Source organism: Roseovarius sp. MMSF_3298 (assembly GCF_030733705.1).
In the GTDB taxonomy this organism is placed as follows: domain Bacteria; phylum Pseudomonadota; class Alphaproteobacteria; order Rhodobacterales; family Rhodobacteraceae; genus Roseovarius; species Roseovarius confluentis.
The window spans coordinates 59,437-72,290 of sequence record NZ_JASHIN010000009.1; the positions used below are offsets into that span (position 1 = coordinate 59,437).

Consider the following 12,854-nt stretch of genomic DNA (forward strand, 5'->3'; position numbering starts at 1 on the left):
CGTCATGGTCCAGCCTCGTCCGTCAAATGCGCACACATCCGGCACATATCTGGTGGATCAGAGCGACCGAGTGACCCCCTGATTTTACCTTGTTGCGTGTCCGGCCGGTCATGAGGTTCCCGGTGACGCCCACGCTAACACCCATCGCGACCCAACATCATCACCCAGATACGCCCCGGCGCCTCGACCAGCGCGACGCTTTCCGCCTCAGAGGCCAGCATATTCTTTCGATGCCCCGGCGACCTTGCCCAACCGGTCAGAACGCTATCGAGACCTGATTGACCCTTGGCGATGTTTTCCGCAATGAAACAAAAGCCGTAGCCGGCGCGGCGGGCGCGATCTGCGATGCTGCTGCCATCCGCTCCAGCGTGGCTGAAATACCCTTTTCGCGCCATGTCCGCCGCATGCGATGCGGCGGCACGCGTCAACGTACCCGACACCTCAAGCGGTGCACGCCCCTCGTTGGCGCGGAACGCGTTGATCCACCCCAGTGCGGCATGACCCCGGTCGACCACGTCCTGCGCCACCGCCGCAGGTGCACTAAGGGCGACAAGGCATGCAATTATGAACGCGCGCGTATCCATGGCTGGATCCTAGCGGACCGCGCCTGACAGGGCCAGAGCGGTCAGACAAACCCTTCGAGAATGTCCAGCGCCGCCCTGTGCTGTTCCCGCCCGGCAGCGGCCACCACGCGGCCGCCCGCATGCGCCACGCCACCGGACCAATCAGTGACGATCCCACCCGCAGCCTCGATCACGGCGATAGGGGCTTGTATGTCGTAGGCGTTCAGGCCCGCTTCGATGACGAGGTCCACCTGCCCGCTGGCGACGAGCGCATAAGCATAGCAATCCAGCCCGTACCGGGTCAGCCGGACCTGACTGGACACCGCACGAAACGCGGCTCCCTCGGCCTCGGTGCCGACTTCGGGAAAGGTCGTGAACAGCGTGCAGGCCGACAATGCACGGTCGCTTCGCGTCTTCAGAACGCGTTCACCCTGCGGCCCGCGCATCATCGCGCGACCAAACCCACCCTCGAACCGTTCGCCGATGTATGGCTGGTCGATCAGGCCGTAAATCGGGCCGCTCTCGTCGGACACCGCGATCAATACGCCCCAGGTCGGCGCTCCCGCCACGAAGGCGCGCGTGCCGTCAATCGGGTCCATCACCCAAGTTAGACCACTGCTGCCGGGACGGGTTCCGAACTCCTCTCCCAGTATCGCGTCGTCTGGCCGGCGTTCGGCAAGTATCGCGCGCATCGCCTGCTCCGCCGCCTTGTCGGCGGCGGTAACAGGGTCAAAACCCGCAAGGGTCTGCGCCTTGTTTTCGACCCCGATTCCTTCGGTCCGGAACAACGGCAGGACCGCACGCCGCGCGGCATCTGCCAGCGCGTGCGCGGTGTCAACGATTTCGGAACTTTTACAAACCATCCTGCCCTCGCCACGTCTTACATGGCATGGATAGACGGCATGTCAGACAGGCTCAAGCGACGTCGCTCAGAACCCTGGCAAGGTCGAAAAGGCGGCGGCGTTGATTTTCGGGTATGGCATAGTAGGACCGAATGAGATCAAGCGCTTCCTTGTCCCCCAGAAGGTCCGCCGGGATCATGTCGGCGCAGTTCTTGTCACCGCTCTCCTGGTCGAGTCCTTCGAAGAAAAAGCTGACTTCCACATCCAGCGCATCCGCAATGTCCCAAAGCCGCGATGCGCTGACGCGATTGGCGCCGGTTTCATATTTCTGAATCTGTTGAAATTTGATGCCCACGCTTTCGGCCAGCTGTTGCTGTGTCATTCCGACGAGCCAGCGACGGTGGCGAATACGTTTCCCGACATGCACGTCTACGGGGTGCGGCATGGGTGATCCTTTCTGTATGTACTGTGCCGGGCTTTAAACAGACATCCCGAGCAGGCGTTCAATAAAATTCGGCCGCGCATCCCAGCGACACTGACGAAAAAATAAGCGTCAGGAATCGGTATATCAAGAAGTATTGCACCCCGAATAAGGGATCGGTCCCTTATACCTACAATCTAAACGAGCAAATACTTCTTTAGCATAGTATGCCACAACCCAAGGGGGCAGTTTGACTTCTTTTCATGTAATCGTTTATTCGGTCGAAACGCCGGACATGCCGGATTTTTGGATGGAGGAGACTGGAGATGCGCGCGTTCCGGATCGATTCGCACGATACAACCGCAAGCCTGCAGGAAATTGCAGCTCCGGCCGCGGCTCCGGGTGAAATCGGCGTTCGCATCAAAGCCTGCGGCCTGAACTTCGCCGACCTTCTGATGCTGAAGGGCGACTATCAGGACACGCCCGAGCCGCCCTTTACCTTGGGGATGGAGGTAGCAGGCACTGTCGAGACGCTTGGCGAGGGCGTCAAGCGGCCGGCGGTCGGAAGCCGCGTCGCCGTCTTCGGCGGTCATGGCGGGCTGGCCGAGTTCGGCTGTTTTCCGGCAGACCGCTCGGTTGTCCTGCCCGACGAGATGAGCTTTACCGATGCCGCCGCGTTCCAGATTGCCTATGGCACCAGCCACGTCGCTCTGGATCACAAGGCGCGCCTCCAGCCAGGCGAGACGCTACTTGTGCTCGGCGCAGCCGGAGGTGTCGGCCTGACGGCGGTGGAAATCGGCAAGCTCATGGGAGCGACTGTCATCGCCTGCGCCCGGGGGGCGGACAAGCTTGATGTGGCGCGCAAGGCCGGGGCCGATCATCTGATAGATGCCGAAAATGACGATATCCGCGAGGCTTGCCGGGCCCTTGGCGGCGTCGACGTGGTTTACGACCCGGTCGGCGGGGATCAGTTCAAGGCCGCGATGCGGGCCTGCCGCCCCGAAGCGCGCATCCTTACGATCGGGTTCGCCAGCGGCGACGTGCCGAAAATTCCCGCCAATCACCTGTTGGTCAAGAACATCTCGGTGCTCGGGCTCTACTGGGGCGGCTATCTCGGCTTCAAACCAAAGGTCGTCACGGACAGTCTTGAACGTCTGATCGGCTGGTACACGGACGGCAAACTGAAACCGCATGTCAGCCATGTCCTGAACCTCGAGCAGGCGCAGGACGGGCTAGACCTGATGCGCGCGAGGAAATCCACCGGCAAGGTCGTCATCAAGATCGACTGAGTGCTTCGGATCATGCTTGCCGCAGCAGCGTCGGCGTCGCCGTTCGAAATCCCTGCCGCAACAGGTCCGCCAATTGCCGCGTGATGTCGTCGCGATTGGCGACGCCATACATATTGATCTGCTGAAACCCCAGGTCCGGCAGCGCGCCTTGCGCATTGATGGCCTCCTGGTGCGGCGGGATGCTCGTTTCCAGCAATGCGCCCACGGCCAAGTCCGCGCTGATCAGCGCCTCGACCGAGCGATCCTCGTCCGACTCGATCGCCAGTTCCCAGTCTATGCCCGCCGTATCCAAGCTGCGCAGCACCGTGGTCCGGAAAATGCAGAAGTTGCAGAATCCAAGGCGCAATGGTCGTTTGCGCCACGCCTGCCCACCCAACGCGCCGACCCATTTGAGCGGCATCTTCGTCAGTGTCTCGCCCCCCGGCGTCAGTGCCCTTTCGGTGGTCAGGATCAAGTCCACCTCACCCTTCTTGAGCGCCTCGTGCAGACGTATCGTGCTGGAGGATTTCAAGGCGATGTTCACACGTGGAAAGAAACTGTTGAAAGTCTTCAGTACACGCGGCACCACGGGATAGACGATGTCATGCGGAACCCCCAATACTATTTGCCCTTCGTAAACCTCGTCCGACAGGCGCCCCACCGCTTCGTCGTTCAGGTCCACGATACGCCGCGCATAGGTCAGAAGCTGCTCGCCCGATGCCGTCAGTGCGATCCGCCGGTTGCTGCGATCCAGAAGGTCGATGCCCAACATTTCCTCCAGTCGCTTGAGTTGCATCGATACGGCGGATTGCGTCAGGTTCAGCACCTGCGCTGCCCGCGTGACGCCGCCCTGCTCGGCTACTTCAAGGAACGACCGCAGCGTGGTCATGTCCAGATTTCGCATTCATCACACTCCTTGATGGCTACGGGCTCAAACATTCATTTTAATTATCATACATGACGTGGCACTTACATCAACAGAAAGAATGCCTCGACTTGTTTGATCACAAAAATGAAAGGAACGCCTCATGCCTATTCTCTCGCACAGCCGCTACGCACCTTTCCGCCGCTCCCGCCGCGTGTCGCTCCTCGACGTCATAGATATCTATCGTCAACGCCGCGCACTCGACCGTCTTGATGACCACGCGTTGCAGGATATCGGCCTGACCCGAGAGGAGGCCCGGGCCGAGGCGCGCCGCCCGATCTGGGATGTTTCCAGTCGTTGAAATGTGAACTGACTGTTTTCGTACGATTTCCGTGCGGATTTGCTTGAAAAGAGGCGGCGCGCCACCGATATTACTGCCAAACCCCTCGTCGGGGTTTAATAGGGACACTTATCGGAGGCTTGAATGGCTGAATTCGAAACGATCCGGACGGGAACTGGTGCGCGTACCGCTGCGATCGACGAAGGCTTGCGCGCCCACATGAACAAGGTCTATGCGACCATGTCGATCGGCATGTTGCTGACCTTTGCGGCCGCTTGGGCCGTGGGCAACAATGCGGCGATGATGGAGACGCTGTTCACCGGCTTTACCCGATACATCGTCATGTTCGCTCCGCTGATCATGGTCTTTGCCTTCGGCGCAGTGATCAACAAGCTCTCTGCCGCCGCGGCACAGTTTTTCTTCTACGCCTTCTCGGTCGTGATGGGCGTGTCGATCTCGTACATCTTCGTGGTGTTCACGGACTTCTCCATCGCGCAGATCTTTCTTGTGACGTCGATCGCTTTCGCTGGCCTGTCGCTCTGGGGCTACACCACCAAGAAGGACATCTCCGGCTGGGGCAGCTTCCTGATCATGGGTGTGATCGGCCTTATCGTGGCGTCGATCATCAACATCTTCATCGGGTCGCCCGCGATCATGTTCGCGATTTCGGCCATAGGTGTGCTGATCTTTGCGGGCCTGACGGCGTATGACACGCAGTCGATCAAGAATGAGTACCTGGCGCATGCGCATCACGGCGACAGTGAGTGGTTGGGCAAGGCCGCCATCATGGGCGCTCTGCGGCTCTATCTGGACTTCATCAACATGTTCATGATGCTGCTCAACCTCCTGGGCCAGCGCGAGTAATCTTCGCCACATTCGATTGCCACGGGGCCGGTTGTATTGACCGGCCCTTTTCTTTTGCCCTGGTGGGAATGTCGCTGGAGATTTCCCGTCCAGGGCTTGCCCCGGGACCTCACGGTCGGGATCAGTTCCCGCAAGCTGATAACGCGCCGCAGCCACGTTCTACTAAAGCAAAAGGCCGCGCCAGACGGCACGGCCCTTTCAGCATTACGGTCGGGCGGATCTTACTTGATCTTACCTTCTTTGTATTCGACATGCTTGCGCGCGACGGGGTCGTATTTGCGCACCGACATCTTCTCGGTCATGGTGCGGGCGTTCTTCTTCGTCACATAGAAGTGGCCCGTGCCGGCGGTCGAGTTCAGGCGGATCTTGATAGTGGTCGGCTTCGCCATGGGTATCTCTCCTGCGGCGAGGTGTCAGCTACCCCGCGAAATTCGTCATGAAGCCCGCCTTTTATACGGGCAGGCCTGCATGTCAACCGGATTCTCCGCGCCTCAGTTCGAGCTGATGCGCGTCGGCATGCGGTAGAAATGATGCACCCCGATCGTCGTGGTCCGGGCGAAGGTGCGCGACCATTTCGGACGCACCGCCTTGGTGTGGTAATGCGTCGCTCCATCGGTCAGTTGGCGCTTGGCGCCTTTGACCATCAGGTAGGCCACCTTGCCCGCCCGTTCGAAGGCGCGCTTCTCATTGATCCGGTCGCTGTAGCCGTCGCAGGTGTAAGTGAACTGGCATTGGTACTTCCGTCCCGTCCCCTGGTGCACAACGCCGCAGATCGAGTCGGGGAAACGGGCGCTGTCGACGCGGTTCAGAATGACCTCGGCCACTGCGAACTGGCCCTTCACGCTTTCGCCGCGCGCCTCGTGGTAAAGCGCCTCGGCAAGGCAACGCCACTGCTTGCCGCCGGTCTGGGCGGATTGCGCCGCCAGCCAGTCGCGTGAATAGGTGACGTCGACGCCCGGGCGCTCCATGTATCGCGCCACCATATCTTCGGGGATCGAGCTCAACACGCGGTTCTCGTGCGCGTACAAACGGTTGATGTCCTGCTCCGCCGCAGCAGCGGTTCCAAGCATTATCGTCAAAGCTATTGCGAGGTTTCTCAAGGATCGCCTCCTTCAAAAAAAGACCCTACGGGCCCGTCAAGTCGCGGGAGGTACATAAAAGGCCAACGCGAGTCCAGCCCAGCCCCATGCAACACGGCTATGCAGGCGCCACCTGCGGGTCATGGGTGAGCGGTTCCGCGGCAAATGTGGCGAAAATTTGCCGGGCCGCTACCCGATTTTGTCCTTAACGGCCAATTGTGCGGCAGCTAGTCGCGCCACCGGAACCCGGAACGGCGAACAGGACACATAGTCGAATCCCGCCGTCCGGCAGAAGGCTATCGATTCGGGATTGCCCCCGTGTTCGCCGCAGATCGACAAGGTCAGATCTGGGGCAACCTCACGGCCACGCCGTGCGCCGATCTCCAGCAACTCGCCCACCCCATCCACATCCAGCACGTGGAACGGGTCCTCGGGATAAACGCCCTGCTGCACGTAATGCGACATGAACCGCCCCGCGTCGTCACGGCTGAGACCATAGGTCATCTGCGTCAGGTCGTTTGTCCCGAAGCTGAGGAACGACACATGTGGCGCAATCTCGGCCGCCCGCAGCGCGGCGCGCGGGGTCTCGACCATTACACCCAACCTGTAAGTGAAGTCGCGTCCGGTCTCGCGGCGCACGGCATCGGCGACATTGTCGACATTCTCGCGCACAAGTTCGACCTCGCGCATCGCCGAAACCAGCGGAATCATGATTTCGGGTACAACCGGGTCGCTCTCGTGGCTGGCGGCCACAGTCGCCTCGAAGATCGCACGGGCCTGCATCTCGTAGATCTCGGGCACCGCGATGCCGAGCCGCACGCCCCGCATGCCCAGCATCGGGTTGTATTCCCCCATCGACTCGACCCGCTCGGTCACATCCGCGACCGGCAAATCCAGCGCGTCCGCAAGCTCGCGTATGCCCTCGCGGTCCGCCGGCAGGTATTCGTGAAGCGGCGGGTCGAACAGGCGAATGCAAACCGGCATGCCGGACATGATACGGAAAAGATCTATGAAATCCGCTCGTTGCATCGGCAGCAAGACTTCCAGGGCCGAGGCGCGGTCCTCGCTGGTATCGGCAAAGATCATCTCGCGCATCGCCACAAGGCGGCTGGGTTCGACGAACATGTGCTCGGTCCGGCACAGCCCGATCCCCTGCGCCTTGAAGGTCAGCGCCAGTTCGGCATCGGCCTGCGTGTCGGCATTGGCACGGACCTCTATATCGCGCACGTTGTCGGCCCAACTCATCAGCGTCTTGAACGACTCGTCTCGCGCAGCTTCCAGCAGGCGCGGTTCGCCGGCCAACACCTCGCCGCTGGTGCCGTCGATGGTAATCTGGTCCCCGGCCTGCAGGCTGCGCCCGTCCGGAAAGACCAGCCGCTTACGCTTGATTTGAAAGGTGATGGCAGAGGCGCCCACAACGCAGGGCTTGCCGATGCCACGCCCGATCACGGCGGCATGGCTGGTGATCCCGCCCCGCTCGGTCAGAACGCCTGCGGCGGCGTGCATCCCGCGAATGTCCTCGGGGCTGGTCTCGCGCCGCACAAGGATCGCGGCCTCGCCCCGAGAATCCGCCGCCTGCGCGTCCTCGGCACTGAACACGATCTTGCCGGTGGCTGCGCCTGGGCTGGCGGCGATTCCGCGCGCATAGACATCCCGTTGAACCTCTGGATCGATCTGCCGGTGCAGGAGTTCATTCAATGCCCGCGGCTCGATCCGCATCAACGCCTCCTCGCGGCTGATGATGCCGTCCTCGGCCAGTGACACCGCGATGGCAACCGCAGCGCGGGCATTGCGCGCCACGCGCACCCCGTCCAGCAGGTAGACTTCGCCATTCTCAATGGTGAACTCGGCCTGCATTTCCTCGCACAGCTTCTCGCGCATCAGCTTGGTGCACTGCTTGAGCCGCTCAAAGGCCTCAGGTGCCAACTCTTCCAACGACGGACCGCGTGGGTCCTTCTGCAGGTACAGCGCCTCCTTGCTGGCCTTCAGCGCCTCGCGCCCCTGACTCTGGCTCAGGTAGCGCCCGGTGCAGCGCCGATCACCGGTGACGCTGTCCACCAGCTGCATGACGCCAGAGCCGCATTCACCCTCGCCCAGTCCCAGCGCCATTTCCTGCACCACGAGGCCCAGCCCGGCATCTGCAGGCGCCCCCTTGGCCTGCCGCAAGAGCCGCGCCGTGGTACCCTGCCACGCCCGCGCCATCGAACGCAGCACGCCCAACAGTTGCACCTTGGCATCCTGTGGGAATTCTTCCTCGACTTCTTCCTCGTAGGCAACCAATGCTTGGCCCACCGCCTTGACCGGATCGTCGTCCAGCGAGTCGAACATGTCCGGATCGGCGCGCGCCACGTGAACCGCGTAGGCCTGCACGAAGCGCAGGTACAGCCGCGCCGCAGCCGGTTTACCGATCCTCTCGGACAAGTCGACGAACCGCGCGTCGTTCATTCCGATATTCAGTACTGCCCCTGGCCCGCCCCAGTCGGGGTCTTCGGACGAGGGCCGCACGCACAGCACAGGCAACTCGCCGAACGGGTCCAGCAAGGACGCCATGTCCGGCACTTCGCCATCCGCGACACACCTGACCGCGTCAAAAGACAAGGCAACGGTACGGGGCACGGGCAGGTCCAGCCGCACCAGCCGCTGAAGGCATTTCGCCCGCCCGCCATGCGTTGCTATGGCAATCGGCGCATCGGGTGTGATCGGCGTGATATGTTCAGGGCCCTGCTGCACTGCGGCAATCCTTTTCTGGCCCGCAGAATACGCAAGCCGATTTATTAGGCAAGACCTGTCGGGTGCCCCGCTACGGTTTGCCCTATTATCCTTCCAGCCGTCGTAAATCCGCCGCCTGGAGACAAATCTGGCGGATAGAGTGCAGCATGTTCAGACGGTTTCGGCGCAGGATCTCGTTGTCGGAATTGATCTGCACCGCCTCGAAGAATGCGTCGATCGGGGCGCGCAGCCCGGCCATGGCGCCCATGGCGCGGGCGAAATCCTCGTCCTTCTCCGCCTCGGCGATCGTTTTTTCCGCATCCTGCAAGGCCGCGAACAGGGCTTTTTCGGTGTTGTCCTCGGCAAACTTGGGATCGGCGCCGAATGAATACTCGACCCCGTCCTTCTCCTCGGCCTGAGTCAGGATGTTGTTCGCCCGTTTGAAGCCCTGCACAAGGTTCTCGCCGTCCTCGGTTCGGAGCACATCTTGCAGCGCGCGCGCACGGGCCACGATCAGCGTGAAGTCGTCCCCGCCGGCCAGCGTCAGGCAGGCATCGATCACATCATGCCGCAGCCCCTGATCGCGCAGGTAGACCTTCAGCCGATCATGGAAAAACGCAAGAAGGTCGGTGCTCAGGTCCGGCACCAGCGCCCCCACGGTGCGCAGAACACCGTCCTCCGGCAGGTCCTTGTGGTCTTTCGCCTTGACCCGGTCGATCACCGCGTGAAAGGCCGCGACGAAGACGCCGTGATCGGCGATCTCGTCCAGCACCTCCTCCAGCGTGTCGATCTCATCGGCGCTGGCGTTTCCGGCATTCAGCTTGATCTTGTGACGCAGAAGCTGCGCATCAATGAACCGGTCCAGCCGGATGCGCAGGTTGTTGTCCAGCACCAACCGGATCACCCCCAAAGCCGCCCGCCGCAGCGCGAAAGGATCCTTCGAGCCTGTCGGCTTTTCATCGATCGCCCAGAACCCGGTCAGCGTATCCAGCTTGTCCGCAAGCGCGACCGTGACCGAAACGGCGCGCGACGGCACCGCGTCAGAGGGGCCGAGCGGTGCGTAATGCTCTTCGCAGGCCGCCGCGACATCCTCGGGCAACCCGGCCTCGGCCGCGTAATACCGCCCCATGATCCCCTGCAATTCCGGGAACTCGTAAACCATCTCGGATGACAAATCCGCCTTCGCCACCTTCGCCGCCTGTTCCGCCAGATCAGGATCGGCTCCCACCGCCGGCGCGATTTCCCGCGCCAAGGCCGCGATCCGCGCGATCCGCTCGGCCTGGCTGCCCAGCTTGTTGTGGAAGGTCACGTTCGCCAGGCTTTCCAACCATGGTCCCATGCCCTCTTTCGCGATACGCAGATCGTTCTCCCAAAAGAACTTGGCATCCGCCAACCGCGCGGCCAGGACCTTTTGGTTGCCGGCAAGGATCGTTGCGCCATGATCCGCAGTCTCGCGGTTGGCCACGGTCACGAACTGCTCGATGCGGCCCGTCTTGGGGTTGCGCACCGAAAAGAACTTCTGATGCTCCTTCATCGACGATTGCAGCACCTCGGGCGGCAGGTCCAGGAACTCGGCCCCGATCTCGCCCATCAGCGGCACGGGCCATTCCACCAACCCCGCGACCTCCGCCAAAAGCCCCTTGTCCTCGACCACCTCAAGGCCGCGGGCAAAGGCCAGGTTCGTGGCCTCCTGCCAGATGTGGCCCGCCCGTTCCTCGGAGTTCAGAACGACCTTGGCACGCTTCAGCTTCGCCGCGTAATCCTCGTAAGACGTGACGGAAAATCGCCCCGGCGCCATGAACCTGTGCCCTTCGGTGCTGGCACCCGCCTTGATGCCGTCCACGTCCAGCGGCACGACCTGCGCCTCGCCCGCGTCGTCGGTCAGGATGCACAGGATCGAATGCAAGGGCCGAACCCAGCGCAAGCTGCCCGCGCCCCAGCGCATCGACTTGGGCCACGGGAAGTTGCGGATCGTGTCCTCCAGCACTTCGGCGACGATCTCTGCTGCCGGGCGGCCCGGCTTGGTGATGGTCGCGAAGTAGACCTGACCCTTCTTCTCGTCGCGCACCTCAAGATCGTCGCGCGCCACGCCCGCGCCGCGCAGGAAACCTTCAATGGCTTTCTCGGGCGCATCCACGCGCGGCCCCTTGCGCTCTTCGCGTAAGGTCGGGCTCTCCGACAGCGATCCTTCCAGCGCCAATGTCAGCCGCCGCGGGGTGGCGAAGGCCGCGGCCCCCGCGTAGGTCAGGCCCGCCTCGACCAGCCCGTCGGTCATCCGCTTTTTCAAGTCCTCACAAGCCCGGGCCTGCATCCGGGCCGGGATTTCCTCGGAGAAAAGTTCGATCAGAAGGTCGGGCATGATGTCACCGGAACGTCTTGGGTCAACGTCCCGGTGCTTAACGGGCCTGCCGCGGCGCGGCAAGCCGATAGAGAGCAATTAGCCGGCGCTGACGCTTCGCGCCTCCGTCTTGGCTTTTGCCTTGGCGGCTTGCGCCATGCTCCGTATGTCGCTGCTGTGGCCGACGCCTGGCACGATCCGGTACCGCGCCTCCACGAAATTCTCGATGCCGAAGCCGATGATCCCCAGCGCGGTCACACCCAGCAGGACCTGACCACCGGTCAGCCCACGGATGTATTCCAGCGCGCCGCCGACACCCATGGCCGAGGACGGATCGGAATTCATCGCCGCAAAACCCAGGAAAACGCCCACGATGGCCAGAACGATCCCGTAACTGACGAAGCCCCAGCGCAACAGCGGTTCAAGCTTTTGCGTCATTTCGTTGTTCTGGATGTACCGCTTGTACTTCTTCTTCCAACCCTTGATCACGTAATGGACACCCGCGCCCAGAATGCCGAGCGCGGCGATTCCCACGATCCACTTGCCACCGGGCATCTGCAAAACCTGTGCGGTCCAGTCCGACGCGCCACCGCCGTCCGAGCTGCCACCGACCCCCAGCGCCAGCGATGCCATCGCCACACCGAGACCAACGTGGATCAACCCCGTCACGACCAGCGCAAGCCGCTGAAACATGCCTTTTTCCTCGTCGCCACGATTTTCCAGATCGAAATAGGCCGCAATAAAGCGCCAGATACCGTAACAGACGAACCCGAAGGCTACGAGCCAAAGCAGGATCTGGCCGAACGGCGCATCGCGCAAGGTTTGAAGTGCACCCTTGGTGCCCTCGGTGTTGCCGCCCCAGAAGGCAGCCGACATCGTCAATCCGCCGAGAATGAGATAGACCAGCCCCCGTGCGGAATAGCCCGCCCGCATCATCGGAATGACCCAGTCGGGTGCTCTTTGATCGGCCATGACGCGTCCTCCGCTGCTTTTGGGCGTTGCTAGGACAGCGTGCGAGGCCGGTCTATAGTTCCTTAATTATCTGGATTATCTCCACGCGGCGGGCATTCCTCGCCTACGACAGTGCCGTCATAGGCCTTGTCACCGCATTCGTTCAGCTCGTGCCAGACATAGCCGCGCCCGTCCTCGGTGACGACCACGATGCGGTCTATCCCGTAACCGATATTCTTCTCTCCGAGAAAAGCCAGCGCGGTGCCTGCTTCAAGTTCATCGGCAATGACTTCCGCATCGAAACAGTCGAACCAACCCGGCGCTGTCAGGGGCTCGGCGCCTTGGTACATCTGGTAGGTCTCGGTCAGCATTGCCTGGCTCATCTCGGTGGTAAAACAGGCGCGATAGCGGATCGGGCTGCTGCTGGCGTCGATCGCCTCGAAATTGTCGTACAGAACCGGCTCGGGCTCCCCAGTTGCCAGGTTCACCATGCGCACGTCATCGATACCGGTCGCCTCGACCGGCTCGTAGAAATGGTAGACCTGCAGGTAATACATGGCCGCCCCGGCCAAGAGTGCAATCATGACGATCCCGATCCCGATAACCTTGCCCAT

Annotated in this window: 13 protein-coding genes; 3 read left to right on the forward strand and 10 right to left on the reverse strand. The window is 62.0% G+C overall.

From position 1 onward, the window contains the following. Positions 1-134: 134 nt before the first annotated feature. Genes RBB18_RS10125 through RBB18_RS10135 form a run of 3 tightly spaced genes read right to left on the reverse strand, consistent with a single transcriptional unit; the run spans position 135 to position 1,850 of the window. On the reverse strand, positions 135-584 hold the full coding sequence (locus RBB18_RS10125; RefSeq protein WP_103763957.1) for a CAP domain-containing protein: 450 nt from the start codon (positions 582-584) through the stop codon (positions 135-137). Positions 585-625: 41 nt separating this feature from the next. Beyond that, a complete protein-coding gene (gene hisN, locus RBB18_RS10130; protein ID WP_103763958.1) occupies positions 626-1,426 on the reverse strand; it encodes a histidinol-phosphatase in 801 nt (266 codons plus the stop codon). 52 nt (positions 1,427-1,478) lie between these two features. Beyond that, positions 1,479-1,850: a helix-turn-helix domain-containing protein gene (locus tag RBB18_RS10135; RefSeq protein ID WP_306111300.1), complete on the reverse strand. Its 372-nt coding sequence runs from the start codon at positions 1,848-1,850 to the stop codon at positions 1,479-1,481. A gap of 302 nt (positions 1,851-2,152) precedes the next feature. On the opposite strand from RBB18_RS10135, the gene RBB18_RS10140 reads away from it, so the two are divergent. Next, positions 2,153-3,115, forward strand: a complete 963-nt coding sequence (locus RBB18_RS10140) for an NADPH:quinone oxidoreductase family protein (protein ID WP_274593388.1) — start codon at positions 2,153-2,155, stop codon at positions 3,113-3,115. A 10-nt stretch (positions 3,116-3,125) separates the two neighbouring features. On the opposite strand, the gene RBB18_RS10145 is transcribed toward RBB18_RS10140, so the two are convergent. After that, positions 3,126-3,998: a LysR family transcriptional regulator gene (locus tag RBB18_RS10145; protein ID WP_103763961.1), complete on the reverse strand. Its 873-nt coding sequence runs from the start codon at positions 3,996-3,998 to the stop codon at positions 3,126-3,128. A gap of 124 nt (positions 3,999-4,122) precedes the next feature. Between RBB18_RS10145 and RBB18_RS10150 the strand changes: the two genes are divergently transcribed. Next, positions 4,123-4,320 carry a DUF1127 domain-containing protein gene (locus tag RBB18_RS10150; RefSeq protein WP_103763962.1) on the forward strand — a complete coding sequence of 66 codons (198 nt, stop codon included), beginning with the start codon at positions 4,123-4,125 and terminating at the stop codon, positions 4,318-4,320. Positions 4,321-4,443: 123 nt separating this feature from the next. After that, positions 4,444-5,163, forward strand: coding sequence for a Bax inhibitor-1/YccA family protein (locus RBB18_RS10155; RefSeq protein ID WP_103763963.1), 720 nt, complete (start codon positions 4,444-4,446; stop codon positions 5,161-5,163). A 221-nt stretch (positions 5,164-5,384) separates the two neighbouring features. Here RBB18_RS10155 and rpmG read toward each other — a convergent pair whose 3' ends face one another. The 6 genes from rpmG to RBB18_RS10185 all read right to left on the reverse strand — a co-directional run bounded on the left by rpmG (position 5,385) and on the right by RBB18_RS10185 (position 12,854). Then, positions 5,385-5,552, reverse strand: a complete 168-nt coding sequence (rpmG, locus tag RBB18_RS10160; RefSeq protein ID WP_050927593.1) for a 50S ribosomal protein L33 — start codon at positions 5,550-5,552, stop codon at positions 5,385-5,387. A 102-nt stretch (positions 5,553-5,654) separates the two neighbouring features. Beyond that, positions 5,655-6,263 (reverse strand): cell wall hydrolase, encoded by a 609-nt coding sequence (locus tag RBB18_RS10165; protein ID WP_245890507.1) that lies wholly within the window; start codon positions 6,261-6,263, stop codon positions 5,655-5,657. Positions 6,264-6,431: 168 nt separating this feature from the next. Then, complete coding sequence (locus tag RBB18_RS10170; RefSeq protein WP_103763965.1) at positions 6,432-8,972, reverse strand: putative PEP-binding protein; 2,541 nt, start codon at positions 8,970-8,972, stop codon at positions 6,432-6,434. Between the two features lie 85 nt (positions 8,973-9,057). Then, complete coding sequence (glyS, locus tag RBB18_RS10175) at positions 9,058-11,310, reverse strand: glycine--tRNA ligase subunit beta (RefSeq protein WP_306111301.1); 2,253 nt, start codon at positions 11,308-11,310, stop codon at positions 9,058-9,060. A gap of 78 nt (positions 11,311-11,388) precedes the next feature. Then, complete coding sequence (locus RBB18_RS10180) at positions 11,389-12,261, reverse strand: DUF1206 domain-containing protein (RefSeq protein WP_103763967.1); 873 nt, start codon at positions 12,259-12,261, stop codon at positions 11,389-11,391. Between the two features lie 62 nt (positions 12,262-12,323). Then, complete coding sequence (locus tag RBB18_RS10185; RefSeq protein WP_103764089.1) at positions 12,324-12,854, reverse strand: DUF6446 family protein; 531 nt, start codon at positions 12,852-12,854, stop codon at positions 12,324-12,326.

Excerpts from the sequence above, each read along its gene's own strand:
- RBB18_RS10125 (WP_103763957.1), bottom strand. The coding sequence starts at position 584 with ATGGATACGCGCGCGTTCATAATTGCATGCCTTGTCGCCCTTAGTGCA.
- hisN (WP_103763958.1), bottom strand. The coding sequence starts at position 1,426 with ATGGTTTGTAAAAGTTCCGAAATCGTTGACACCGCGCACGCGCTGGCA.
- RBB18_RS10135 (WP_306111300.1), bottom strand. The coding sequence starts at position 1,850 with ATGCCGCACCCCGTAGACGTGCATGTCGGGAAACGTATTCGCCACCGT.
- RBB18_RS10140 (WP_274593388.1), top strand. The coding sequence starts at position 2,153 with ATGCGCGCGTTCCGGATCGATTCGCACGATACAACCGCAAGCCTGCAG.
- RBB18_RS10145 (WP_103763961.1), bottom strand. The coding sequence starts at position 3,998 with ATGCGAAATCTGGACATGACCACGCTGCGGTCGTTCCTTGAAGTAGCC.
- RBB18_RS10150 (WP_103763962.1), top strand. The coding sequence starts at position 4,123 with ATGCCTATTCTCTCGCACAGCCGCTACGCACCTTTCCGCCGCTCCCGC.
- RBB18_RS10155 (WP_103763963.1), top strand. The coding sequence starts at position 4,444 with ATGGCTGAATTCGAAACGATCCGGACGGGAACTGGTGCGCGTACCGCT.
- rpmG (WP_050927593.1), bottom strand. The coding sequence starts at position 5,552 with ATGGCGAAGCCGACCACTATCAAGATCCGCCTGAACTCGACCGCCGGC.
- glyS (WP_306111301.1), bottom strand. The coding sequence starts at position 11,310 with ATGCCCGACCTTCTGATCGAACTTTTCTCCGAGGAAATCCCGGCCCGG.
- RBB18_RS10180 (WP_103763967.1), bottom strand. The coding sequence starts at position 12,261 with ATGGCCGATCAAAGAGCACCCGACTGGGTCATTCCGATGATGCGGGCG.
- RBB18_RS10185 (WP_103764089.1), bottom strand. The coding sequence starts at position 12,854 with ATGGGCAAGGTTATCGGGATCGGGATCGTCATGATTGCACTCTTGGCC.